Origin of the sequence: Microbacterium sp. Mcb102 (assembly GCF_024519805.1) — a bacterium.
GTDB lineage: Bacteria > Actinomycetota > Actinomycetes > Actinomycetales > Microbacteriaceae > Microbacterium.
The window spans coordinates 166,085-188,994 of sequence record NZ_JALJRG010000001.1 but is presented as its reverse complement, the minus strand read 5'-3'; the positions used below and the strand labels follow the sequence as shown (position 1 = coordinate 188,994).

Sequence of the window (22,910 nt, the reverse complement as noted above, 5' to 3'; positions counted from 1 at the left end):
CTGGGGGCATGGGACGCTCTCCTTTCACTCTAGCCGCGGCAGTGACCGCTGCTCTGCCCGGGGCGGAGGTCACGGGCGCCCGCAGCTTGAGCGCGGACGGCGACGCGCGGTTCGACTCGGCGGTGGCCTCACTCGCCGACGGTCGTGAGCTCGCGATCCGTGTCGCAGACGATGACGACACCGCGCGTGAGCTCGCTGCCGAGGCACTCGCGTTGCGCGCACTGACCGACGGCGCACGGGCGATGCTCCCCTTCCGCGCCCCGGCCTATATCGGGGAGACGCGACTCGGCGACGCCCGCGCCCTCGTGACCGAGCTCCTTCCCGGATTCCAGATCGAGGCCGCGCTGGTGCCGGCCGGGCGTGGCGCCGCCGAATCCATGGGGTCGTCGATCGCCGCCGTGCACGCCCTTCCGACCTCGGTCGTCCGCGGTTCCGGGCTCGCCACTCGCAGCGCCGAGGAGAGCCGCGCGGAACTGGAGCGCCTGATCGACACCGCCGCGGCCACGGGCCGCGTTCCGGCTCGACTCACGGTGCGCTGGCGCGATGCCGTCGCCGACGACGAGCTGTGGCGTTTCGAGTCCACCGTCATCCTGGGGGGCGTCCAGGCGACCTCGTTCCTGTTCGAAGACGACCCCGAGCGCGGTCCCGAAGTGGTCGGACTGGTCGGATGGCATGGACTCTCCGTCGGCGATCCGGCCCTCGATCTCTCCTGGCTCTCGGCAGCCCCGGACGCCGCCGCCGACGTGCACGCGGCATATGCCCGTTCGGTCGACCGGGCACCCGACAGCGGCCTGGAGGTGCGCGCGCGCCTGCTCGCGGAGCTGGAGTTCGCCCGATGGCTGGTCCACGGCGATTCGATGCGCCGGCCGGACATCGTCGACGATGCCGCCGCCCTGCTGGACGCACTCGCCGAGGGCATCCGCGACGACGACCTGAACGTCGTCGACTCTCGCGGGGTCGGTGTCGACTCCGCCCTCGACGCCCTCGACCGTGTTCCCCAGGACACCGCCGCAGAGATCGATACATCGATGCACACCGACGCGTACAACCCGGAAGAGCTGTGGGCCAACGCCCCCGACGAGTCGGACCCGGCGCAGACCGAGACCGCGCCCCACGAAGCACTCCCGGGCACCGCGACCGGCCGTCGCGCCGACGAGAGCGCGCACCGGGCGGAGATGCTGAACATCGAGACCGAGGACCTCTCCGGTGTCGCGAGCCTTTTCGCCGGCACCAGCGGAGTCGCCGGAGCACGCGAGGACTCGCACCCCCTCGCCCCGCGCGAGGACACGGATGACGACGCGGACGATTCCGACGAGGCTCAGCGCGCCGCGCGCGCGGCACTCCAGCGATGGAAGAGCTCTTCCTCCGAATAGACGCGGTCGCCCCGGATGATCAGATCGTCCGCCACGTAGTACAACGCCACGTCGATCTCCTCGAGCGGCACCTCGAATCGCCGATGATAGGCCAGGCGGTAGAGCGCGAGCTGCAGCATCCGTTCGTCGCGCTCCTGCGGTGTGCGCGGCGCCCGACCGGTCTTCCAGTCGACGATCTCGATGCGGCCGCCGCGGTCGGCGCGCCGGTACACCGCGTCGAGCTTGCAGATCACGATGTGCGCCTCTTCGCGCTCGTGCGAGCCGGGCAGTCCGGATCCGAGGGCGAAATCGATCTCGATCTCCACGGCGATCGGCTTCAGCCCGCCCCATTCGCTGCGCTCGAACGTCGCCTGCAGGACAGCGAGATCAGCGGCGTCGGCGGCTGCACCCGACCCTTCGCGTACGGGGTCTGACCCGGTCTCGTCCTCGTCTATCTCCCAGAGCGCCTCGTCGACGCGACTGCCGACTCCGACGAGTTCGGACCGCTGCTCCACCCAGGCATGGAACAGGGTGCCGAGCCGCGTCTGCCGATAAGGGCGTTCCGGCATGGGGCGCACGATCGACGACAGCGTTCCCGAGAAGTCGGTGACATAGTCCTTGAATCGCGAGGCGGGGACGCGCGTCGGGGCCTCGGCATCGGTTCCGCGCTGGCGGGCGGCGCGCTCAGCCAGCAGCCGTTCGAGCTCGATCGTCGGCTCGGCCGTCCCGGCGCGCATCGCCTCATCGACGGCTGTGGCGGCTGCGGTGACGACCGTCCTCCGCGCTCCCAGCGGATCGAGTGGCCAGCGGAGCGTGGACCCGGGACCGTCGTACGGATTGTCGTCCGGGTCCACCGTCTCGATCGGCTCGAGGCCGCGCACCTCGATCGCCTCGACGAGGAAGGGACTCGGCGTGCGCGGGGCCTTCTGACCGGCCCAGTGCGCACCGCTGAGGAGCAGATCCGTCCGCGCACGGGTGACCGCGACGTACGCGAGGCGCCGCTCCTCCTGCTGCTGATACGCGCGGTAGGCGTCCTTGAACCTCTTGAGCGCACCTCCGTGCGGATTCGCTTTCGTCGCACCGCCGGAGAGCGACGCCTGCGCGAGCTTCTGCCGCTTCGCGGGGTCGGCCTCGCCGCCCATGGCCTCGGCGGGGTCCCACTCGAAACGCGGCAACGCGTCCCTGTCGCCGCGCAGCGCGAACGGCACCACGCCGAACCCGAACCAGCCGGAGGTGTCGGAGACCCGGCTCGGAAGCTCGTCGGCGACCAACCGGACCACCGCGACCGCATCCCACTCCAGGCCCTTCGACCCGTGGATGGTCAGCAGCTGCACGACACCGGCCTCCGGCGGCTCCGGCCGCGGCATCAGCTCATCCGTGCTCTCGGCCTTGTCGAGCCAGGCGAGCAGGCTGCCGATGCTCCCGCGCTCGTCGGCGGCGAGGAACGCGCGCACCTCGTCGGCGAAGGCACGCAGCTGCGTGGCCGCGATGCGTGCAGGCCCCCTGGTCTCGTTGGCCGCGAGCTCTATGTCCAGGCGGAGCTCGAGCTCGATGAGCCGGATCAGCTCCGGGATCGGCTGCGACGAGGCGCGTCGGAGCCGTTCCAGCATCTCCCCCGCTGCTCTGACCCGCGCCCGCCCGTCGGGGGTGATCGATTCGAGCAACCGGTAGTCGTCGCGCACGGCGCGCACCACGTCGACCGCGTCGATGATCGACACCGCCTCGTCCGCGCCGCGGGAGGAGCGCAGCCGCGCGCGCACCTCCTCCGGCAGGGGCGCCATCGCGGTGTCGCGCTCCGACAGCGTGCGCCCCAGGTCGTACAGGGCCGCCATGTCGGCGACGCCGACGCCGAACCGGGGGCCGGTGAGCAGGCGGATCAGCGCGGACCCCGCCGTGGGGTCGTGCACGACGCGAAGGGTCGAGACGACGTCGACCACCTCCGGTGTCGCGAGGAGTCCACCGAGGCCGAGGATGCGGTGCGGGATGCCGCGGCCGGCGAGCGCGGCCGCGAAGGTCTGCATGTGCCGCTTGGAACGGAACAGGATCGCGCCGGTGTGGGGTGTCGTCGCGTGACCCGCACCGGCCGCGCGCGCATCGTGCTCCGTCCGCCGTTCGGCGAACCAGTCCGCGACGGCCGCGGCCTCCTCGTCGACCGTGAACGGGAATCGCACGGCGACGGTGCCTTCCCCCGCCCCGGGGCGGGGTTCGAGAGGCGGGACATCCAGCCCCGGGCGCTGCAGCGGCTCGAGTACCCGGTTCGCGATGTCGAGGATGCCGCGGTCGTTCCGCCAGCTCGTCATGAGGCTGTACGTCGTCGCTGTTCCCGTTCCCGAGAACGTGCCGGAGAAGGCGTAGAGGTTGTCGGCGCTCGCACCCCGCCAGCCGTAGATCGACTGGTGCGGGTCTCCGACCGCCATCACCGCGGAATCGCGGAAGAGCTCGGCGAGGAAGCGCGTCTGGATCACCGAAGTGTCCTGGTACTCGTCGAGGAGCACGACGCGATGCTGCTCGCGGAGCTCTGCGCGGACATCGGGAGCGGACTCGACGATGTCGTAGGCGCCACTGACCTGATCGGCGAAGTCCAGCACGCCACGACGTTCCTTCTCGTCGATGTAGTCACGCACCAGGCGTGCGAGCGTCGGCAGACTGAGCAGGTTGACCGCCGCCTTCTCGACATCGCCGTTGCTTCGATACGGCTCGAACGCGAGGGCCTGCTCCCCCGCGATCCGCTCGGCCAGGGCGAGGTCGACGCGATGATCGAGGGCGTCACCCGCGAGCCGCTGCACTGCGTCGATGATCGTCCCGAGCGCATAGTCGATGTTCTCCAGTTCGGGCAGATCGCTGCGGAGCACCACTTCCCGCGCGAGCATCCAGGAGGCTGCCTGGCTGAGCATCGCGACGTCGGGATCCCGCCCGATCCGTGCCGCATGTTCCCGGACGATGCCGTCGGCGAACGCGTTGTAGGTCGAGACGCGCGGCCGGACCATGAGGTCTTCCGCCGATCGGGGCGTCGCCGGATTCCAGCCGGTGCCGTGGTGCGCGGCCAGCTCGTCGAGCACATGCGTGCGCACGAGCTCGCGCTGGCGGCCCGGCACCGCCTCATCGACACGACGTAGCGCACCGGTCCGCACGATCTCGGGCAGATGCGGCAGGAGTCCCCGGCGTCCGTATTCGTCGATGACCGCGAGCCGGTGTCCGATCCGTTCAGCGAGCTCGCCCGCCGCCTTCCGCGTGAACGTCAGGCCGAGGATCTCATCTCTGCGCACGTGTCCGTTCGCGACCAGCCACACCACGCGCCCCGACATCGTCTCGGTCTTGCCGCTGCCGGCACCGGCCACGACCAGCGCCGGCTCCGGCGGAGCCTCGATCACGCGTTGCTGAGCAGCTGTGGGCGAGGGCTGGCCGAGCGCGGCGGCGATGTCGGTGGCGGAGAGGCCTTCGCCGCCGTTCCACGCCGTCATGAGCTCACCGCCGGCACCGTGTGGATTCGGCACGGATGCACGCGGCGCTGTGTGTCTGCGCAGTGCGACTCCACCTGCGCGGTGAAGCTCGATGCCGACATACCGCGCGCCGCATCCGATACCCGCCGCAGGAAGGCGGAGCGCGACTCGTCGCTCAGCGTGTGCTGATGGGCGATCCGGTAGTCGCTCTTGGCGAGCGTCTTGGAGACGATCACGAGCCGCGCACCCGCCAGAGACGCCGGCGGGGCACCCTCGACCAGCCCCTCCTGGACCGCCACCTGATAGGCGGCCAGCTGTGCGTGCTCGGCGACGCCGGAGTCGGATTCGGGGTCGTTCTTCCCGGTCTTCAGGTCGACGACGACCACGGGCCCTTCCGGTCCGCTCGACATCCGCTCCCAACCGCGTCCGCGAGCATGGGAGTGCTCGCCGGCCGCCGGCGGATAGGCCTCCACCCGGTCGATGTACCCGTGGATGACGGCCTGATTCGACCGGTCCTCCCCGACCGGGTGCACCGTCGGCACGGCATCGTCTCCCGCTTCGGCGGCCACGTCGACGGCGAAGCGGAACTCCATCTCGCTGCCGATCGCGCGGCCGCCCTCGCGGCGCACATCGCCGAGATAGGTGTGCAGGCGGCTCACGAGCACGTCTGCGCGCCGCCGCTCCTTGCGGCCGATCCACTCGGTCTCGAAGTCGAGTTCCGGCCAGTGCTCCTCGACGATCGCGCGCATCCGCTCCAGGTCACCATCGGGAACGCGCTCCATCGCCTCGTGCACGATCGTGCCGATGCCGGCGGTCGGAGGCATCACCGTGTCGCCACCGAGGGCCGAGACGACCCAGTTGAGGCCGCACTCCTCATAGGACTCCATCTTCGATGGCGAGACCCGTGCGCCGGTGACCGCGAGGTCGCGCAGCGGAGCATCGGTCGAGGTCGGGGTCATCCCGTACCACTCCGCGGGGTCGGCGCCGGGCACCCCCTCGCGGGCGAGCACGGCGAGCTGCCCGGCGGCGTCTCGCCTGAGCGAGTCCGTGTGGGCGGTGGTGAGGCTGCGTCGATGCCGCGCGACCAGTCCGCGCAGGGTGAGCGGATGCTCCGCTGACGCGTGCCGTTCCGGTGGTTCCGGGGCCGGCAGGAACCCGAAGAAGGGACTCGGCGTGAGGTCGTCGTCATCGACCGCCGTGATCAGCAGGCGGTCTCGCGCACGGGAGACCGCGCGGACGAACAGGCGGAGTTCGTCGTGGAGCGCCGCCCGCCGGCGATCCAGCACACCGACGGGTTCGGTGCTGGTGCCGGTGCGAGCCGCGTGCATCGCATCCGCAAGCCGCCATGTCTGCAGCAGACCACCGCGCAGGCGCACGTTCGGCCAGATCCCATCCTGAACCCCCGCGACGACGACCGCGTCGAACTCCGTGCCGAGGGCCGTCGCGGGGGTCAGGAGCGTGACTCTGCCCGGGCGGTCGGGCGTCGACAGCGAATCCTCGGGGACCTCGCTGTCGAGGATGTCGCGCACGAAGGTGTGCGGCTGCTCATCGGGGGTACGCTCGACGAACCTCTTCGCCGCGTCGAAGAGCGCGACGAGGGCGTCGAGTGAGCGCGCCGTCTCGGCGCCGGTCGGCAACTGCGAGATCTCGCGCCAGGCGACCTGGAGCCGGCGACCGTCCACGGCGCGGGCCTGGTCCCACACCCGCCACAACAGATCGTGGATCGTCTCCCCCTCGGCGGCCGCTCTGGCCGTGGCTTCGATCGTCTCGGCGAAGCGCTCTGCCGTACGCGACTCCGGCGCGTCGATGAGGGTCAGGTGCGCAGGGTTGGCCATGGCCTGCCGCAGCAGTTCTCGCGCGGGCGTCGCGCCGCCCTGTTCGAGCTCGATATGCCGGAGCCGGGCACGGAGGCGCCGCAGTCCGATCGCGTCCATCCCTCCGAACGGGGTGCGCATGGCCTCTTCGAGCGCCTCGGAGGTGCGTTCCTCGACCGGGGTCAGCGCCAGGCGCACGATGCCGACGATGTCTCGCACGATGCCCTCGCTGCCGAGCGGACGCTGCACTCCGGCGGCGCGGGTGGGGATCTCTCGGGCGGCGAGTTCGGTCTCGAGGGTCGTCACCTGTCGGGTGTCGTGGGCGATGACGGCCATCCGTTCCCAACGGATCCCCTCAGCGAGATGCCATTCCCGCATCACTCCGGCGATGCGATCGAGCTCCTCGTAGGGCGAGGGTGCGACGAAGGTCGAAACCCGGGCGTCGATCTCCTCCGATGTCACCGGCACGGGAGCACGCCGGTGCTCCACCCTGCCGGAGACCCCGATCGCCTGCGTCACGGTCCGTGTGAGCGCGGTGAGCGCCGGCTGCTGACGATGCGCACCGTCGAGCACATGCACATCCCCGAGCGCGCCCGCGAGCTGGGCGAACAGCTCCGGGCTGGCCCCGCGGAAGGAACCGGACGAGATGTCGGGGTCACCGAAGGCCAGAACGGCGATGCCGCGGCCACGGAGGCTCTTGACCATCGCGATCCCACCCCGAGTGAGCTCCTGCGCGTCGTCGATCAGCACCACGCGCAGGGGCGCCAGGGGACCGAGCGTCGACGCGTCCGCCCGCTGCAGGATCGTGCTCGCCTCACTGATGAGATCCGCGGCGTCGCGGTGCGCCGAGCGCAGCGCATCGAGCACCGTCCGATACTCGACCAGGAACTCGGCCGCCGCGGCCCACACATCGTTGCCCGACGCTCGGAGCTCCTCGGGGTGGACGCCGATCTCGGTGCACTCCGCCAGGAACGCCCGCAGCTCGGAACGGAACCCCTTCGATGCGCGGACGGAGGGGCTGAGGGCATCCGGCCAGGCGATGCGCCCGTCTTCCATGTCGCCGGCGAGCAGTTCCGCGATGATGCGGTCCTGGTCTGCGCCGGTGAGCAACGCAGGCGGTTCCGCGCCCTCGCGCACCATCGCCCCGCGGACGAGCTGGAAGGCGAAGGACCCGAGGGACCGCGCCAACGGCCCGGGGGTGGCTTGGCCGATGCGCACGCCGATGCGGTCGCGCAGCGCCGTCGCCGCCTGTCGGCTCGGAGTGAGCGCGAGCACCTCTTCAGGCCGCAGCCCCTGCGCATCGAGCAGATGCACGACGCGGTCGACGAGGGTGCGGGTCTTCCCCGTTCCCGGTGCGCCGATGATGACGCCCGATGCCGACGGCTCCGCGGCGATCACAGCTCGCTGCGCGGCATCCGATGTCATGTCGTCCACGCTATCCGGACGCGCGGACATCGGCGTGCGTCCCCGTCTGTGCGCTCAGGGCGAAACCACCGCCGTCGGCCGATCCGGCGCGAGGCGCGCGGGGTAGAGTTGGGCCAGTCCCCGATCTTCAAGGAGCACGCGTGGAAATCCGCATCGGCATCATCAACACCGGCCGTGAACTGAGCTTCGACACCGGCGTGAGCGCGGACGAGGTCCGCACCCAGGTCGCCACGGCGCTGGAGCAGAACGCGACGCACGTGAGCTTCGCCGATGTGAAGGGAAACTCGTACATCGTCCCGACCGCGAACCTCGCCTACATCGAGCTGGGCACCGAGGAATCGCGCCGCGTCGGCTTCGTCGCCTGATCCGACGATGTACATCCTCCTCGCACTCGTCGGAGCGTGCGCACTGGGAATCGCGGTGCACTTCCTGATCGCCGACCGCGAGCTGCGCGGGGTCGTCCTCGCCCCCGCCATCGCGACGGCGGCATCGGCGATCCTCTACACGGGCCTGCAGTGGCTGGGCGTCGGCGAGGACAGCATCTGGCTGTGGGTCGCGAGCGTTCTCGGCGCCGTCGCGATCGCCGCCGTCGGTACCCTGGCCATCACGGCACTGCGCAAGCGCTCCGACGCGACGGCCAGGACCGCACTGGGCATCTGACCCGGACACCCCGGCCCGCGAAGGTCTCTACGACGCGAGTCCCATCGCATCCATGCGGCGCGCGTGCGCTCCCATCAGCTCGGTGTACACCGGCTCGATGCGCGCGTCGTCGACGTCGAGCAACTCGGGTCGCAGGGCAGAGCGGCAGACGAGGATCGTGTCTCCGACCAGTCTGCGCGCCCACATCGACAGCAGCGAACGCCACTCCTCGTCGCTCTCGATCGTCTCCTGGATGATCGCGACGATCTCGTGGCCGGCGTCGTCCTCTCGCAGGATCTGCGCGACCCGGCGGCCGGTGTCGCCGTAGCTCGAGGCGAGCGCGAGGTAGAAGTCGTCGAGCATCCCCGCGGTGATGTAGACCGCCAGCAGGGTCTCACGCGGACGCGCACCGATCGTCTTGCGTCGGAACGCATCGAGGTGCTCGCGGAACGGCAGCATCACCTGTGTGGGATCCCCGCCGCGTTCCGCGATGACCTCGACGATGCCGCGGTGCTTCGTCAGCGCTGCCCCGGCCGCGCGCGATAGCGACTCCTTCTCGGACAGCTCCGGCGTCGCTCGGATGAGCCGGGTGAGCGTCTCGAAGTACCCCAACTGCAGGTAGGCCGCCTGGCCGAGGAAACGATCCAGTTCGGGGGCGAGTTCGGCGAAGTCGACGCGCGTGGCATCGCTCTGTTCCCCTCGACTTCGCAGGGCGAGGGTACGCCGCGGCGCGTCTTCGCGCTGCCAGAACCACTTAACCACGAGGTCTTCCTCCCGAGTTCGCCACGTCGTTCACAATACCCGCGCCACGACCTCCTTCCGGGTCCCGACGACCCCTCGGGTAGGCTGGGCGTGTCCCCGCCGTCGGAGCGGGGCCCCGCGCCTGTGGCACAAGAGACGGCGTGGCTCCGTTTACGTGGCGATCCCCCAGGCTCGCCGGACAGGCAATCTGAATAAAGTGACAACTTTCGCCGATCTCGGCATCGATCAGGACATCGTCGACGCGCTCGCCGCCAAGGGCATCGTCGACGCGTTCCCGATCCAGGAGCAGACCATCCCCCTCGGCCTTCCCGGCCAGGACATCATCGGCCAGGCGAAGACCGGAACGGGAAAGACCTTCGGGTTCGGCATCCCTGTGGTCCAGCGCCTCGGCAAGGACCCGGAGCACGGCGTCAAGGCGCTCATCGTGGTGCCGACCCGCGAGCTCGCGGTGCAGGTCTACGAAGACATCGACCTGCTCACCAGCAACCGTTCCACCAGCGTCGTCGCCATCTACGGCGGCAAGGCGTACGAGGGACAGATCGACCAGCTCAAGGCCGGCGCGCAGATCGTGGTCGGCACCCCCGGTCGCCTCATCGACCTCGCGGGCCAGCGTCTGCTCGACCTCTCGAACGCGACCGAGGTCGTGCTCGACGAGGCCGACAAGATGCTCGACCTCGGCTTCCTCGCCGACATCGAGAAGATCTTCCAGAAGGTCCCGGCGGTCCGCCACACGCAGCTGTTCTCGGCAACCATGCCCGGCCCGATCGTGGCACTCGCCCGCCGCTTCATGTCGAACCCGATCCACATCCGCGCGAACGACCCCGACGAGGGCCTGACGCAGGCGAACATCAAGCACCTCGTCTACCGCGCGCATTCGATGGACAAGGACGAGATCATCGCCCGCATCCTGCAGGCCGAGGGTCGCGGCAAGACCGTGATCTTCACGCGCACCAAGCGTGCGGCACAGCGCCTCGTCGACGAACTGGGCGACCGCGGCTTCAACGTCGGCGGCGTGCACGGCGACATGGGCCAGGATCAGCGCGAGCGCTCGATGGCCGCGTTCAAGGCCGGCAAGCGCGACGTGCTCGTCGCGACCGACGTCGCCGCCCGCGGTATCGACGTCGATGACGTGACCCACGTGATCAACCACACCATCCCGGACGAGGACAAGACGTACCTCCACCGCGCGGGCCGCACCGGCCGCGCGGGCAAGACCGGTATCGCGGTCACGTTCGTCGACTGGGAGGACCTGCACAAGTGGGCCCTCATCAACCGCGCCCTCGAGTTCGGCCAGCCGGAACCGATCGAGACCTACTCGTCGAGTCCGCACCTGTTCGAGGACCTCGACATCCCACAGGGCACCAAGGGCCGTCTCGTTTCGGCTCCGAAGACCGAGTCGGTCAAGACAGAGCGCACGCGCCGTCCCGAGCGGGCTGCGGATGCCGCGGCTGAAGGCACCGACGAGGGTGGCACGCGCCGCCGTCGCCGCCGCCGCAACAGCACCACCCCGGTCGGTTCGACGTTCGCCGAAGGCGCCGCCGAGCCCACGTCGGGAGAGGGCCAGTCCGCGCCGGCAGCCGACCGTGGCGCCGAGGGCGCCGGCACGCACGATGGTGCGGGCAAGGAACACCACGACGGCAAGCCGGCCCCGGCACGTCGTCGCCGGCGTCGTCGCGGCGGTTCCGGCGCAGGAGCGGCTCCGGTCGCCGGAGCCTGACAGACCTCAGCACCTCACGAAGGGCGCGTGAAGCGGACGACCGTCCGGTTCACGCGCCCTTCGTCGTGTACCCGGATCACACCGGTGCCTGAGCGGCCTGCCCGCGTTGCAGCAACACGGCGGGAACCTGCGGCGGATACACCCACGCGACGAGGACGACCGAGATGATCATCAGCAGGAACCACGAGGTCAGCTTGCTCGGAGACACCGGCTGCCAGCCCTCGGCCTGATCCGGATACGCCCACGCACCCGCCCAGGTGCCGATGTTCTCGGCGAGATAGATGAACACGGCGACGCCAGCGAAGACGGCCAGGAGCGGTAGCCGGATCGTGCGACGCCACACGCGGGCGTGCATGACGGTGGGCAGCCACAGCAGCACGACGCCGACCAGCAGCACCCAACGCGCATCCCACCACCAGTGGTGCGCGAAGAAGTTGACGTAGATCGCGACCGCGAGGATCGCCGTCATCCACCGACGCGGATACCTCTCGAAGCCCAGGTCGAAGAGGCGGTAGACGCGCACCATGTACGACCCGACCGCGGCATACATGAAGCCGCTGAACAGGGGCACCCCGCCGATGCGCAGGAAGCCGTCCGCGGCGTAGGCCCACGATCCGACATCGGTCTTGAACAACTCCATCACGGTGCCGGTGATGTGGAACAGCACGATGACCCACAGCTCTCGACCGCTCTCCAGCCGGAAGGCCAGCATCGCGAGTTGGATGAGCACCGCGGCGATCGTGAGCGCATCGTTGCGGGCGAGCGCCGCATCGTCGGGGTACCAGAGCCGCGCTGCGACGATCGCGACGAGCAGTGCCGCCCCGAAGATGCACGCCCATGCCTGCTTCAGCACGAACACCGCGAACTCGATCAGGCCGGCGCGGGTTCCGTGCGCCGGGGCGCCGCGGAGGACGCGATGAGCGATCGCGTCGACGCGCCGCTCCAGGGAAGTCGCTCGCTGCATGCCTCGGACGGTATCGGTCGCCGTCGACAGCCCGCCGGGAGATGACCGACAGAATGCCGAGGATCAGGGATAACGCGGGGAGATGCCGGTCGCGCGTGCTATGAGCCGCGCGACCATCTCGTCGGATGTGGTGTTCTCGCCCGGACGGTTCGGCTTGCCGCTGCCGTGATAGTCGCTGGAACCGGTGATGATGAGGTCGTGCTCGGCGGCGATCTCGCGGAGCTTCCGCTTGCCGGCCTCGGTGTTCTCGCGATGGTCGATCTCGAAGCCACCGAGGCCGGCGGCGATCAGTCGTTCGATGAACGGCACCGGCATCATCCGGTCGCGGCCCGACGTCACGGGGTGCGCGATGACGGCCACTCCCCCGGCCTGGGTGATCAGACGTACGGCGGTGAGGGGATCCGGCGCATAGTGCGGCTCGTAGTACCCCTCGCGCGGGTGCAGGATGCCGTCGAACGCCTCGGTCCGGTCGCGGACGATACCGCGGGCGATCAGCGCGTCGGCGATGTGGGGGCGCCCCACCGTCGCGTCCAGGTTCGTCTGCGCGACGACGTCCTCCCAGTCCAGGTCGTAATCCCGGCCGATGTTCCGGACGATCCGCTCGGCACGGCCGATCCGGTCTCCGCGGATGCGATCGGTCTCGGCGCGCAGGGCCTCGTTCTCGGGGTCGAAGAGGTAGCCCAGCACATGCACGCTGCGCCATTCGTGCTTGGCCGAGAGCTCCATGCCGGGGATGAAGGTCATTCCGAGCGCGACGGCCGCATCGCCCGCCTCGGCCCACCCGGTGGAGCGATCGTGGTCGGTGAGCGCGGCCGTACGGATCCCGTGCGCATGAACCTGCCGCATCACCTCGGCCGGAGACTCCGTGCCGTCGGACTGGTGCGAGTGCAGGTGCAGGTCGGCGGGACCGGTGAACCCGGCGGACGGAGTGGCCATCCTCCGAGCGTACCGAGCGCGACCGTCGCCGGGCGCGGAGGCGCACGGAGAGGATGTCGGGGCAGGGACTTCACAGGCGGCGCTTCTAGGCTGGAGGGGATGTTTCGACTACTGGGGATCCTCTTCACCGTCCTGCTCGCGATCGCGACGGCGATCGTGGTGTGGCCGCAGTTCTTCCACCTCGAGCAGACCTATCCCTTCGCCCAGCTCGTCTCCGTCCGCGGCCTGGTTCTCGGCGGCTTCCTCATCATCGTGGTGCTCGCCCTCCTGCTGTTGTTCGCGCGTCCGCTTCGCGGGTTCGCCGCGTCGGTGCTGATCGTCGCCCTGCTGGGAGCGAGCGCCACCGCACTGATCGGAGCCGGCAGGGGCTTCGGAGCGACCGCCCTTCCGGAGAAGACCGACAGCAGCGTCCGAGTGCTCACCTGGAACACCGCGGGCGAGGCCGTGTCGGCCGACGTGATCGCACAGCGGATCCTCGACCAGGGCGCGGACGTGGTCGCGCTGCCCGAGACCACCGAAGAGGTCGGTGAGCGGATCGCGATCATGCTGAGGGAGCAGGGGCACCCGATGTGGGTGCACCACGTGCAGTTCCGCCCCGATGTACAGGACGGACCGCAATCCTGGCAGACCACGGTCCTGGTCGCCCCCGACCTCGGCGAGTACTCCGTCATCGAGTCGGCGAAGGACGGCACCAGCAACACGGGTTCCGTGCCCAGCGTCGTCCTGATGCCGATCGACGGCGAAGGTCCCACGATCGTCGCCGTGCACGCGGTCGCACCGCGCATGGAAGAGATGCAGCAGTGGCAGACCGATCTGCAGTGGATCGCCGACCAGTGCCCGCAGGGGGACTTCATCCTGGCGGGAGACTTCAACGCGACGATCGACCACATGGCCGGTCTCGGCGTGGAGGGCGGCGACATCGGCTACTGCCGTGACGTGGCGGCGCGCACCGGCAACGGAGTCACCGGCACCTGGCCGAGCTCGCTCCCGCCGCTCGCCGGTGCGCCGATCGACCACGTGATGGCCTCGCAGAACTGGACTCCGACCGGCTCCGTCGTCCTCGACGACGCCGGCGGCAGCGACCACCGCGCGCTCGTCGTGCAGCTGGAGCCCGCCGGCTGAACTCCCGTGCACTCCCTGCAGATGACAGACTGGAGGGATGAGCACCGGAGAGCGCGACACGATCGCAGAACCCACCGTCGAAGCATCGGCCGAGAACAGCACCACGAACCGCAAGCAGCCGTTCCCCCAGGGCTTCCTCGACACCATCTCCACCGGCTGGGCCGAGCGCCCGGAGACCCTCCCGGCTCCCCGCGCACAGGCCCCCTACGCCGCCGTCCGCCGTGCTGCCGTCTCGGCCGCGTTCCCCGGCAAGCGCCTGGTGATCCCCGCCGGCTCCCTCAAGCAGCGCAGCAACGACACCGACTACGTCTTCCGGGCGCACTCCGCCTTCGCGCACCTCACCGGATGGGCGTCGGACGCGGAGCCCGACTCGGTACTGGTCTTCGCACCCACCGACTCGGGACATGACATCACGCTCTTCTTCCGTGAGCGTGCCGACCGGACGACGACCGAGTTCTATGCCGATGCCACGGTCGGCGAGTTCTGGATCGGCCCCCGCCCGTCCCTGGCCGGCGTCGCCGCCGACCTCGAGATCGCGACCGCCCACCTGGACGAGCTCGAGGCCGTCGCGGGCGAGCTGGTGCTCGAAGAGGACGACGCGCTGACCCGGTTCGTCTCCGAGCTGCGCCTCATCAAGGACGAGTTCGAGATCGCCGAGATGCGCCGTGCGGTCGAGATCACGGCCGACGGGTTCGACGACATCATCCGCGAGCTCCCCGCCGCCGTCGCCCACGCCCGCGGCGAGCGCGTCGTCGAAGGAGTGTTCCACCGCCGGGCTCGCGAAGACGGCAACGGCGAGGGCTACGACACGATCGCCGCGTCGGGGCCCCACGCCTGCTATCTGCACTGGACGCGCAACGACGGCACGGTCGCCCCCGGCGACCTGATCCTGGTCGATGCCGGTGTCGAGGCCGACAGCCTGTACACCGCCGACATCACCCGCACGCTTCCGGTCTCCGGGACGTTCACCGAGGTGCAGCGCCGCGTGTACGAGACGGTGCGCGAAGCAGCGGACGCGGCCTTCGCGGCAGCCCGGATCGGTGTGCGGTTCCGCGATGTGCACGGCGCGGCCATGAAGGTCATCGCCGAGCGCACCGCCGAGTGGGGCCTGCTTCCGGTCACCGCCGAGGAGGCGCTCGATGCGGACAAGGGTGGCCAGCACCGCCGGTACATGGTGCACGGCACCTCGCACCACCTCGGCATCGACGTGCACGACTGCGCGCAGGCACGCCGTGAGATGTACTACGACGGCATCCTGGCCCCCGGCATGGTGTTCACGATCGAGCCCGGCCTGTACTTCCAGATCGACGACCTGACGGTTCCGGCCGAGCTCCGTGGGATCGGCGTGCGCATCGAGGACGACATCCTCATGACCGAGGACGGCCCGGTCAACCTGTCGGCGGACATCCCGCGCACGGCCGACGAGGTCGAGGCGTGGATCGCCCGGCTACAGGGCTGACACGGCACGTCGCCGAGTTCGCCGCTAGCGGCGTGTGAACTCGGCGACGATCGGCGCGAGAGATGCGCCGATCTCGGAGGCGGGACGCTTCTGTCCCTTCACCTCGAAGGTGTGGCCGCCGCCCTCGATCCAGACGACTCGGGCATCCTGACAGGACGCGACCGCTTCTTCGAACTGCGAGATCGGCTGGATGAAAGGGTCGTTCGTGCCCTCGACGAACAACTGCGGAACCGCGATGGCCGGCAGATGCTCCACGCGTGGCTTCTCGGGCCTGCCCGGTGGGTGCAGCGGATAGCCGAGGTACGCCAGGCCGTCGACGATGAGACCGTCCGCGACGGCCATGGATGCCATGCGTCCGCCGTAGGACTTGCCCGTCGCCCACACCGTGTTTCCCGGTTCCTGCGCGCGAGCGAACGCCGCAGCGGCCCGCCACGTCGACATCGCGTGCGCCGCGGGCCCGGGCATCTTCCTCCCCTGCTCCACATACGGGAAGTTGAAGCGCAGGGTGGAGAAGCCGAGTCCGCCCAGGGCCTCCGTGAACCCCGTGAGGAACGGATGGTCCTTGCCGGTGCCGGCACCGTGCGCGACGAGCACCGTCACGCCGTTCCCGCCCGCGGACCAGTCCGCGCTGACCACGGTCGGCCCTGTCGGGAGATCGACCTGGATCGTCGTCATCAGGCGCGCGCGAAGGGGATGGCGAAGGGGACGCGCATGACGCCTCCCGAAGACACCCGCACCGTGCCGATGATCACGAGCACGACGTGCAGCAGCGAGACGGCGAAGTACAACGTGATGGGGATGCCCAGCGGGAAGAACCCGGTGGAGGCGTTGCCCTGAGAGGTCACGGTGATGAGCAGCACGAAGTGCATGACGAGGAGCACCGTCGACACCATCAGGTAGGTCAGTCCCCAGTTCAAGGCCGACCGCGCGTTCTCCGCAGCGGGTCCGCCGGTTCGACGCGCCGATCCCCCGCTGACAGCCATCGCGAGGCCCGACGCGAGCCCTCCGATGAACGGGAACGGGATGAGGACCAGGAAGCCGAGCGCCCACGGGAGCAGACCGCGTGCCGGCGCGACCGCAGGGGAGAACTGCCCGGGGTGACCGGGAGCGGGATACGTCTGCGACGGATAACCGGGTCCTGGGTACGCCGGCGGGGCATACCCGGGCGGCACGGCAGCTGCCTGTTGACCGGGTGCCGGGTACGCGGGGGCTGGGTATCCGGGTGCCGGGGTTCCGGGAGGCGGGTATCCCGGCGCCGGATATCCCGCGGGCGCCGCGGGGGCAGCGTATGCCTGAGCAGGCGGTGCGGGCGGCGCAGGGGGCACCGGCAGCGCAGTCGGCGCCGGGGGCACAGGCGGTGCAGTCGACGCCGGGGGCGCAGGCGGCGCAGTCGACGCAGTCGACGCCGGGGGCGCAGGTGGCGGCGGCGGAGAGAACTCGCCCGGCTCGGGAGACTCGGGGAGCGTCATCGTCGGTCACCTTCCGGCGCATCCGAGCCGGGCGCGATGCCGGGTTCGGGAGCGGGCAGCGGGGAGATCGGCGCCGCCTCGTCGGCAGCGGGCGCCGCCGGGCCGGCCTCGGGGGCGGGATCGCCCTCCGGCAGCTGCGGTTCCGCGACGGGATCGGCTGGACGCGGCGGGACCACGGGCTCCGCGGGCTCGGGACTCGCCGCACCGGGCGTGATCCGCTCGCCGTACCGCGGCGGCTCGTCGAGGTTCACGGGCGGCCGCACGGGCGCTGTCTTCGTCGCGCCGAGCACCTGACGGGCCTTCGCGAGCGATGCCGTCTGCACCGTGACCTCGTAGTGGTCGGCCGCGAACTGCGTGACGCTCGCGAAGTCGCGCCGGCGACGCACGATCGCGTAGGTGACGAGACTCAGGAGCATGCCGAGTGCGACACCGATGAAGACGAAGCCGACGAAGAGCTGGATCGGCACCTCGGGGTTGCCGATCACGAGGATCGCCGACAGGAACAGGCCGATCAGGACGCCGTTGACAGCACCCGAACGCGCGGCCGCCGCATACCCCAGCTTTCCGGTCACACGCTCGACCGTGCGCACGCTCTGCCCGACGATCGCGATGTCCCGTGCCGGCACCTCCCCCGCGATCAGCTTCGACACCGTCTTCTGCGCGCTCTCGTAGTCGCGCGTCGAAGCGACCATCTCGCCGGTCTCGGTGCCGCTCGCGGGGCGGTTCAGCATACTCATCCGGCTATTCTTCCACGCGTACCGGTCGACGGCCCGAGGCGCGACCATCCCGCCCTCGACCGGACCCGCCGACTACTCTGGAGAAGTGAGCACACAACGGGTTTTCGCCGCGCGCCTGGCCGGGTGCGCCGTCTTCGACCCCCTCGGCGACCGGCTCGGCAAGGTCCGGGATGTCGTCGTCGTCTACCGAAGTACCGCGGCCCCCCGCGTGATCGGTCTGGTCGTGGAGATCCCGGGGCGACGCCATGTGTTCCTCTCGATCGGCCGGGTCACCTCGATCCGGTCCGGACAGGTCATCACCACCGGCCTGATCAACGTGCGGCGCTTCTCTCCCCGCGCAGGCGAGGTGCGCGTGCTCGCCGAGATGCTCGGACGGCGCGTGAGCTTCGCGGACGGCAGCGGCACGGCCGTCATCGAAGACGTCGCGATCGAGCCGAACCGCCTCGGCGAATGGGCGATCAGTCAGTTGTTCCTCCGCCGCCCGAAGACCAGCGCCTCGCCGTTCGCGAAGGGTCCGACCACGTTCGCCGCCTGGAGCGAGGTCGCCGAGCAGCGTGCACCGGGTGAATCGCAGTCCGCCGAGCAGCTCGTCGCCTCGTATTCGGAGCTGCACGCCGCCGACCTCGCCAACACCCTTCTCGATCTTCCGCAGCAGCGCATGATCGAAGTGGCCGAGGAGCTGTCGGACGACCGTCTCGCCGACGCCCTCGAGGAGATGCCCGAAGACGAGCAGGTGCACATCCTCGATCGTCTCGGCGACGAGCGCGCTGCCGACATCCTCGACCAGATGGAACCGGACGACGCCGCCGACCTGCTCGCCCAGCTGGCCCCGGACCGACTCGAACAGCTTCTCGAGCTGATGGAGCCGGAAGAAGCCGAAGACGTCAGGATGCTGCTGCGCTACGGTCCCGACACCGCGGGTGGCCTGATGACCCCGGAGCCGATCATCCTCTCGGCCGACGCCACCGTCGCGGAGGCGCTGGCCCTGATCCGCCGCCACGAGCTGCACCCCGCGCTGGCCGCCGCCGTGTTCGTCACCCTGCCGCCGTTCGAGACGCCGACCGGGCGTCTGCTCGGACTCGTGCACTTCCAGCGGATGCTGCGCTACCCGCCCCACGAGCGACTCGGCGCGATCCTCGACGACAGCCTCGAGCCCGTTCCCGTCACCGCATCCGCCGCCGAGGTGGCGAGACTGCTGGCGAGCTACGATCTCGTCTCGCTGCCGGTGATCGACGCGGCCCACCGCCTGGTCGGTGCGATCAGCATCGACGACGTGCTCGACTATCTGCTCCCCGACGACTGGCGATCGCACGACAGCGATGACACCTCGTCCTCCGCGAAGGAGGCCCGCTGATGCCCCGGTCGCCGCGCCTCGATGCCCCCGGCCGCAGCACGACGAGGCCCCGCACGACCTCGCGCGATCGGTTCGGCCGGTTCACGGAGTGGGTCGCCCGTGCGATGGGGACCCCGGCGTTCCTGGTCATCCTCAGCCTGTTCTGCGTGGTCTGGATCGTCTGGAACACCCTGATGCCCGACGAGCTCCGCTTCGACGATGCCGCCCTCGGCTTCACCGCCCTGACGCTCATGCTCTCGCTGCAGGCCTCGTACGCCGCGCCGCTGATCCTCCTCGCGCAGAACCGCCAGGACGATCGCGACCGCGTGCAGATCGAGCAGGACCGCCAGCGCGCGGAGCGCAACCTCGCCGACACCGAGTACCTCGCCCGGGAGATCGTGGCGCTGCGCATGTCGCTCGAGGAGCGCAACGCGCAGGCCGTGACGCGCGACGTGCTGCGGCAGGAATTGAAGGCTCTGCTCGCCGAGCTCGAAGACACCGGGGACAAGCCGACGGCAGGCGCCGCATCGTGACCGGGGCCGACCTCGTCCGTGCCGCAGTCTCCGCGGTGACGGACCCGGAGCTGCGCCGCCCCATCGGCGAGCTCGACATGGTCCGCGAGATCGCCGTGGACGGAGACCGCGCTCAGGTCGGCATCGTCCTGACGATCGTGGGCTGCCCTGCGGCGGCGCGCATCGAGTCCGATGTGCGCGAGGCTGCGGCATCCGTCCCCGGCATCGCCGCGGTCGACGTCGAGGTGGGCGTGATGACCCCGGCCGAGCGCAAGGCGCTGACCGAGAAGCTCCGCGACGGCAGGCCCGCCCGCCAGATGCCCTTCGGTCCCGACTCGCTCACCCGCGTGATCCTCGTCTCCAGCGGCAAGGGCGGCGTGGGTAAATCGACGGTCACCGCCAACCTCGCCGTGGCGCTCGCCGACGAGGGACTATCGGTCGGCCTCGTCGATGCCGACGTGCACGGATTCTCGATTCCCGGGCTCCTCGGCATCCCCGCCGGGACGCAGCCGACTCGTATCGACGACCTCATGCTGCCCCCGGTGGCGCACGGAGTGAAGACCATCTCGATCGGGATGTTCCTCCGCGACGGAGAGGCGGTCGTGGCGTGGCGTGGACCGATGCTGCACCGCACTGTGCAGCAGTTCCTCACCGATGTGTTCTTCGGCGATCTCGACGTGCTGCTCATCGACATGCCGCCCGGCACCGGCGACATCGCCATCTCGATCGGCCAGCTCCTCCCCCACGCGGAGGTCCTCGTGGTGACCACCCCGCAGACCGCTGCCGCGGAGGTGGCGATCCGCAGCGGACTCGTCGCACGGCAGACCGGTCAGCGGGTGATCGGGGTCATCGAGAACATGGCGGCGTACGCGCTCCCCGACGGCACGGTCATCGATCTGTTCGGCTCGGGTGGCGGTGCGGCGGTCGCCGAAGCGCTGTCCGAGCCGGGTACCACGGTCCCGCTGCTGGCCTCCATTCCCCTGAGCCCCGCGCTCCGTGAGGGCGGAGACGCCGGCATCCCGATCGTCGCCGGCGCGACGACGGATGCCGCGGCCACGACGATCCTCGATCTCGCCCGCACCCTCGCTCGGCAGGGGCGTGGCCTGTCCGGCCGCTCGCTGCCGATGACGATCGGCTGAGTGCGGCTCTCCTACGGCTCCGGGAACTGCGTCCAGGACGCGTGCGCGCGCTCGGCATCTCGCGTGCTTCTTCGCCTGGTGACGCGTCGGCGGACCAGGATGACCACGGGCAGCACCACGGCGACGGGAAGACAGAACACCGCGCCGAACGCCAGCAACGTCCCCACGGCGAAGTCGTTCCCGCCCGTGCGGCCGAGACCGATGGCGCCGCTTCCGAAGGCGTCCCCGGCGACGAGGAACTCGCCGTCGTAGGTGTCGAGCGAGTCGGCGCAGGTGACGGTGTGGACGCCCGCGCGGACAGCGGTGAACTGCGTGTGCTGCTCGAACCCGCGCTTCGGGGTCATCCACCAGAGCGTGTCGTCCCACGACAGCGAGGGTCCCGTGCGCTGAGAGAGCTCGACGCCGTCCGGACCCGATACCGAACACTCCAGCGTCCCGAGCATTGCGGAGACACCGCTGCCCCAGATGCCGACGCGCTCGCCCTCCTGCAGCTCGACCGTCGCCCCGCGTCCCAGCGGAACCGGATCGGCGTCACTCACGGAGGCGGCGACGGGCAACACCCAGAGCGTCCAGATCAGGACGCCGATGCACGCGCACAGAGCGGAGAACCCGAATGCCACGGCATCGCGATCGGCGAGCCGCCCTCGGGTCACGTGGCTTCGGGATCGAAGGGCGGCCGGTTGCTCGCGCTGAACTCCTGCGGGAGCGCACGGGGAGCGACAGGCTCCGCGATCGTCTCCCGCGCCTGCGTCGGCGTCGTCGTCGGCTGCGGCTCCTCGAACAGCGCGTCGCGGATGATGCGGCGGGGATCGTACTGACGGGGGTCGAGCTTGCGCCAGTCCACATCGTCGAGCTCCGGACCCATCTCCTCACGCATGCGGGACTTGGTCGAGCGGAGGTACTCGCCGGCCTTTCGGACCATGCGCGAGAAGCCCTCGGCAGCTCGCGGGAGACGCTCCGGGCCGATGATGAGGACCGCGATGAGACCGATCAGCAGCAGCTTCTCGAAGGTGAGCCCGAACGTCATCTCTACAGGCTACCGTCGCGCCTGCGGTCCGCGGGTACACCGAGCGAATACTCTGGAGGGAACCACCGGGCAGGCAGGGAGAAACAGGCCATGAGCGAGCACGACGCGAACGCGCGATTCCTTCGCGAGTCCATCGTGGAACCCGACTCCATCGCACGCGCACGCGCACACGCGGTCGAGCTCGGCGCGATGCCGATCAGCACCGTCGTCGGTTCCCAGATCGCCGTGCTCGCCGCCGCGACCGGCGCACGCTCGATCGTCGAGATCGGCACCGGTGCCGGCGTCTCCGGACTCTGGCTGCTGCACGGAGCGCCGCAGACCGTGCTCACCTCGATCGACAACGAGCCCGAACACCTCGCGGCAGCGCGACAGGCATTCGCCGACGCGAAGGTACCGTCCACGAAGGTCCGCTTCATCACCGGGCGCGCCATCGACGTGCTCCCCCGTATGAATGAGTCCTCGTACGACATCGTGCTCGTCGACGCCGACCCCGACCACATCATCGAGTACGTCGAGCACGGACTCCGCCTCGCCCGCACCGGCGGCCTGGTGCTGGTGCCGCGGATCCTCGGCGGCGGCCGCGTGGCCGACCCGGTGCAGCGTGATGAGGTAACGTCGGCCTACCGCTCGCTGGTGCAGGAGACCCAGGAGTCGTCGGCCGTGTTGGCGACCGTGTCGCCCGCAGGTGAAGGACTGCTCCAGCTGATCAGGCTCGCCGACCGCGACTGAGAGTCGCCTCGCCCGGGTACGCCCCGGAATCGACAAAGGGCGGTGGATCCGAGGATCCACCGCCCTTTCGGTCCACGGATGCGGACCTCAGATCGTTCAGGCCGGTGCCACGACGGCGGCAAGCACGTCGTGAAGTTCCTTGGCCTCAGCGTCGTTCACGGAGACGACCAGACGGCCGCCGCCTTCGAGCGGAACGCGCACGATGATGAGTCGTCCTTCTTTCACGGCCTCCATGGGTCCGTCTCCGGTCCTCGGCTTCATCGCTGCCATCGTGGCTCCCTTTCCTCCGGTGGTATGGAATGAGTTTATCGGGTGTCACCGGGACCTGGCGGTC

Annotated in this window: 21 protein-coding genes; 10 read left to right on the top strand and 11 right to left on the bottom strand. The window is 70.1% G+C overall.

Features of this window, described 5'->3' with window-relative positions; translation table 11 throughout:
• Window positions 1–8: 8 nt before the first annotated feature.
• The gene (locus OC372_RS00920; protein ID WP_258133914.1) at window positions 9–1,373 is read left to right on the top strand and encodes a hypothetical protein; all 1,365 of its coding nucleotides are present in this window, start codon (window positions 9–11) and stop codon (window positions 1,371–1,373) included.
• Here OC372_RS00920 and OC372_RS00915 read toward each other — a convergent pair.
• Both OC372_RS00915 and OC372_RS00910 read right to left on the bottom strand, forming a co-directional pair.
• Window positions 1,319–4,813: an ATP-dependent DNA helicase gene (locus OC372_RS00915; protein WP_262001217.1), complete on the bottom strand. Its 3,495-nt coding sequence runs from the start codon at window positions 4,811–4,813 to the stop codon at window positions 1,319–1,321. The two genes, OC372_RS00920 and OC372_RS00915, sit on opposite strands and share 55 nt — an antisense overlap.
• Complete coding sequence (locus OC372_RS00910; protein WP_262000657.1) at window positions 4,810–8,031, bottom strand: ATP-dependent helicase; 3,222 nt, start codon at window positions 8,029–8,031, stop codon at window positions 4,810–4,812. Before OC372_RS00910 ends, OC372_RS00915 begins: the two co-directional genes overlap by 4 nt.
• Window positions 8,032–8,171: 140 nt before the next feature.
• Here OC372_RS00910 and OC372_RS00905 point away from each other — a divergent pair, with 140 nt between their 5' ends.
• Together OC372_RS00905 and OC372_RS00900 are read left to right on the top strand one after the other, a co-directional pair.
• Window positions 8,172–8,396 (top strand): DUF3107 domain-containing protein, encoded by a 225-nt coding sequence (locus OC372_RS00905; protein WP_029262039.1) that lies wholly within the window; start codon window positions 8,172–8,174, stop codon window positions 8,394–8,396.
• Window positions 8,397–8,403: 7 nt separating this feature from the next.
• Window positions 8,404–8,691 (top strand): hypothetical protein, encoded by a 288-nt coding sequence (locus tag OC372_RS00900; RefSeq protein ID WP_105709608.1) that lies wholly within the window; start codon window positions 8,404–8,406, stop codon window positions 8,689–8,691.
• Window positions 8,692–8,718: 27 nt separating this feature from the next.
• On the opposite strand, the gene OC372_RS00895 is transcribed toward OC372_RS00900, so the two are convergent.
• Entirely contained in the window at window positions 8,719–9,432 is a 714-nt protein-coding gene (locus OC372_RS00895; RefSeq protein WP_105709607.1) for a ferritin-like fold-containing protein, read from the bottom strand.
• 196 nt (window positions 9,433–9,628) lie between these two features.
• On the opposite strand from OC372_RS00895, the gene OC372_RS00890 reads away from it, so the two are divergent.
• Complete coding sequence (locus OC372_RS00890; RefSeq protein WP_262000656.1) at window positions 9,629–11,149, top strand: DEAD/DEAH box helicase; 1,521 nt, start codon at window positions 9,629–9,631, stop codon at window positions 11,147–11,149.
• A gap of 76 nt (window positions 11,150–11,225) precedes the next feature.
• Here OC372_RS00890 and OC372_RS00885 read toward each other — a convergent pair whose 3' ends face one another.
• On the bottom strand, window positions 11,226–12,113 hold the full coding sequence (locus OC372_RS00885) for a DUF817 domain-containing protein (protein WP_262000655.1): 888 nt from the start codon (window positions 12,111–12,113) through the stop codon (window positions 11,226–11,228).
• Between the two features lie 63 nt (window positions 12,114–12,176).
• A complete protein-coding gene (locus OC372_RS00880; RefSeq protein ID WP_262000654.1) occupies window positions 12,177–13,049 on the bottom strand; it encodes a PHP domain-containing protein in 873 nt (290 codons plus the stop codon).
• 99 nt (window positions 13,050–13,148) lie between these two features.
• Here OC372_RS00880 and OC372_RS00875 point away from each other — a divergent pair, with 99 nt between their 5' ends.
• Together OC372_RS00875 and OC372_RS00870 are read left to right on the top strand one after the other, a co-directional pair.
• Window positions 13,149–14,171 (top strand): endonuclease/exonuclease/phosphatase family protein, encoded by a 1,023-nt coding sequence (locus OC372_RS00875; protein ID WP_029262045.1) that lies wholly within the window; start codon window positions 13,149–13,151, stop codon window positions 14,169–14,171.
• A gap of 37 nt (window positions 14,172–14,208) precedes the next feature.
• Entirely contained in the window at window positions 14,209–15,630 is a 1,422-nt protein-coding gene (locus tag OC372_RS00870; RefSeq protein ID WP_262000653.1) for an aminopeptidase P family protein, read from the top strand.
• Window positions 15,631–15,654: 24 nt separating this feature from the next.
• Here OC372_RS00870 and OC372_RS00865 read toward each other — a convergent pair whose 3' ends face one another.
• From OC372_RS00865 to OC372_RS00855, 3 genes are all read right to left on the bottom strand, one after another.
• A complete protein-coding gene (locus OC372_RS00865; RefSeq protein WP_262000652.1) occupies window positions 15,655–16,305 on the bottom strand; it encodes an alpha/beta family hydrolase in 651 nt (216 codons plus the stop codon).
• A complete protein-coding gene (locus OC372_RS00860; protein ID WP_262000651.1) occupies window positions 16,305–16,802 on the bottom strand; it encodes a DUF4870 domain-containing protein in 498 nt (165 codons plus the stop codon). The genes OC372_RS00865 and OC372_RS00860 overlap by 1 nt, the downstream gene beginning before the upstream one ends.
• A 293-nt stretch (window positions 16,803–17,095) precedes the next feature.
• Window positions 17,096–17,836 (bottom strand): general stress protein, encoded by a 741-nt coding sequence (locus tag OC372_RS00855; protein WP_262000650.1) that lies wholly within the window; start codon window positions 17,834–17,836, stop codon window positions 17,096–17,098.
• An 85-nt stretch (window positions 17,837–17,921) separates the two neighbouring features.
• Between OC372_RS00855 and OC372_RS00850 the strand changes: the two genes are divergently transcribed.
• Genes OC372_RS00850 through OC372_RS00840 form a run of 3 tightly spaced genes read left to right on the top strand, consistent with a single transcriptional unit; the run spans window position 17,922 to window position 20,820 of the window.
• Window positions 17,922–19,190, top strand: coding sequence for a magnesium transporter MgtE N-terminal domain-containing protein (locus tag OC372_RS00850; protein ID WP_029273778.1), 1,269 nt, complete (start codon window positions 17,922–17,924; stop codon window positions 19,188–19,190).
• Complete coding sequence (locus OC372_RS00845; protein WP_105709600.1) at window positions 19,190–19,702, top strand: DUF1003 domain-containing protein; 513 nt, start codon at window positions 19,190–19,192, stop codon at window positions 19,700–19,702. The genes OC372_RS00850 and OC372_RS00845 overlap by 1 nt, the downstream gene beginning before the upstream one ends.
• Window positions 19,699–20,820 (top strand): Mrp/NBP35 family ATP-binding protein, encoded by a 1,122-nt coding sequence (locus tag OC372_RS00840; protein ID WP_029262052.1) that lies wholly within the window; start codon window positions 19,699–19,701, stop codon window positions 20,818–20,820. The genes OC372_RS00845 and OC372_RS00840 overlap by 4 nt, the downstream gene beginning before the upstream one ends.
• An 11-nt stretch (window positions 20,821–20,831) precedes the next feature.
• On the opposite strand, the gene OC372_RS00835 is transcribed toward OC372_RS00840, so the two are convergent.
• On the bottom strand, window positions 20,832–21,473 hold the full coding sequence (locus OC372_RS00835; RefSeq protein WP_262000649.1) for a hypothetical protein: 642 nt from the start codon (window positions 21,471–21,473) through the stop codon (window positions 20,832–20,834).
• On the bottom strand, window positions 21,470–21,847 hold the full coding sequence (locus OC372_RS00830) for a twin-arginine translocase TatA/TatE family subunit (protein ID WP_029262054.1): 378 nt from the start codon (window positions 21,845–21,847) through the stop codon (window positions 21,470–21,472). Before OC372_RS00830 ends, OC372_RS00835 begins: the two co-directional genes overlap by 4 nt.
• 90 nt (window positions 21,848–21,937) lie before the next feature.
• Here OC372_RS00830 and OC372_RS00825 point away from each other — a divergent pair, with 90 nt between their 5' ends.
• On the top strand, window positions 21,938–22,576 hold the full coding sequence (locus OC372_RS00825) for an O-methyltransferase (RefSeq protein ID WP_262000648.1): 639 nt from the start codon (window positions 21,938–21,940) through the stop codon (window positions 22,574–22,576).
• 96 nt (window positions 22,577–22,672) lie between these two features.
• Here the strand turns inward: OC372_RS00825 and OC372_RS00820 are convergent, their stop codons facing one another.
• Complete coding sequence (locus OC372_RS00820) at window positions 22,673–22,846, bottom strand: DUF3117 domain-containing protein (protein ID WP_017203323.1); 174 nt, start codon at window positions 22,844–22,846, stop codon at window positions 22,673–22,675.
• Window positions 22,847–22,910 lie beyond the last annotated feature (64 nt).

What these genes read in the sequence shown, in the direction of transcription:
- OC372_RS00855 (WP_262000650.1), bottom strand. Translation starts at nt 17,836, where the DNA reads ATGAGTATGCTGAACCGCCCCGCGAGCGGCACCGAGACCGGCGAGATG.
- OC372_RS00845 (WP_105709600.1), top strand. Translation starts at nt 19,190, where the DNA reads ATGCCCCGGTCGCCGCGCCTCGATGCCCCCGGCCGCAGCACGACGAGG.
- OC372_RS00920 (WP_258133914.1), top strand. Translation starts at nt 9, where the DNA reads ATGGGACGCTCTCCTTTCACTCTAGCCGCGGCAGTGACCGCTGCTCTG.
- OC372_RS00870 (WP_262000653.1), top strand. Translation starts at nt 14,209, where the DNA reads ATGAGCACCGGAGAGCGCGACACGATCGCAGAACCCACCGTCGAAGCA.
- OC372_RS00910 (WP_262000657.1), bottom strand. Translation starts at nt 8,031, where the DNA reads ATGACATCGGATGCCGCGCAGCGAGCTGTGATCGCCGCGGAGCCGTCG.
- OC372_RS00880 (WP_262000654.1), bottom strand. Translation starts at nt 13,049, where the DNA reads ATGGCCACTCCGTCCGCCGGGTTCACCGGTCCCGCCGACCTGCACCTG.
- OC372_RS00915 (WP_262001217.1), bottom strand. Translation starts at nt 4,813, where the DNA reads ATGACGGCGTGGAACGGCGGCGAAGGCCTCTCCGCCACCGACATCGCC.
- OC372_RS00885 (WP_262000655.1), bottom strand. Translation starts at nt 12,113, where the DNA reads ATGCAGCGAGCGACTTCCCTGGAGCGGCGCGTCGACGCGATCGCTCAT.
- OC372_RS00900 (WP_105709608.1), top strand. Translation starts at nt 8,404, where the DNA reads ATGTACATCCTCCTCGCACTCGTCGGAGCGTGCGCACTGGGAATCGCG.
- OC372_RS00820 (WP_017203323.1), bottom strand. Translation starts at nt 22,846, where the DNA reads ATGGCAGCGATGAAGCCGAGGACCGGAGACGGACCCATGGAGGCCGTG.
- OC372_RS00875 (WP_029262045.1), top strand. Translation starts at nt 13,149, where the DNA reads ATGTTTCGACTACTGGGGATCCTCTTCACCGTCCTGCTCGCGATCGCG.
- OC372_RS00825 (WP_262000648.1), top strand. Translation starts at nt 21,938, where the DNA reads ATGAGCGAGCACGACGCGAACGCGCGATTCCTTCGCGAGTCCATCGTG.
- OC372_RS00865 (WP_262000652.1), bottom strand. Translation starts at nt 16,305, where the DNA reads ATGACGACGATCCAGGTCGATCTCCCGACAGGGCCGACCGTGGTCAGC.
- OC372_RS00830 (WP_029262054.1), bottom strand. Translation starts at nt 21,847, where the DNA reads ATGACGTTCGGGCTCACCTTCGAGAAGCTGCTGCTGATCGGTCTCATC.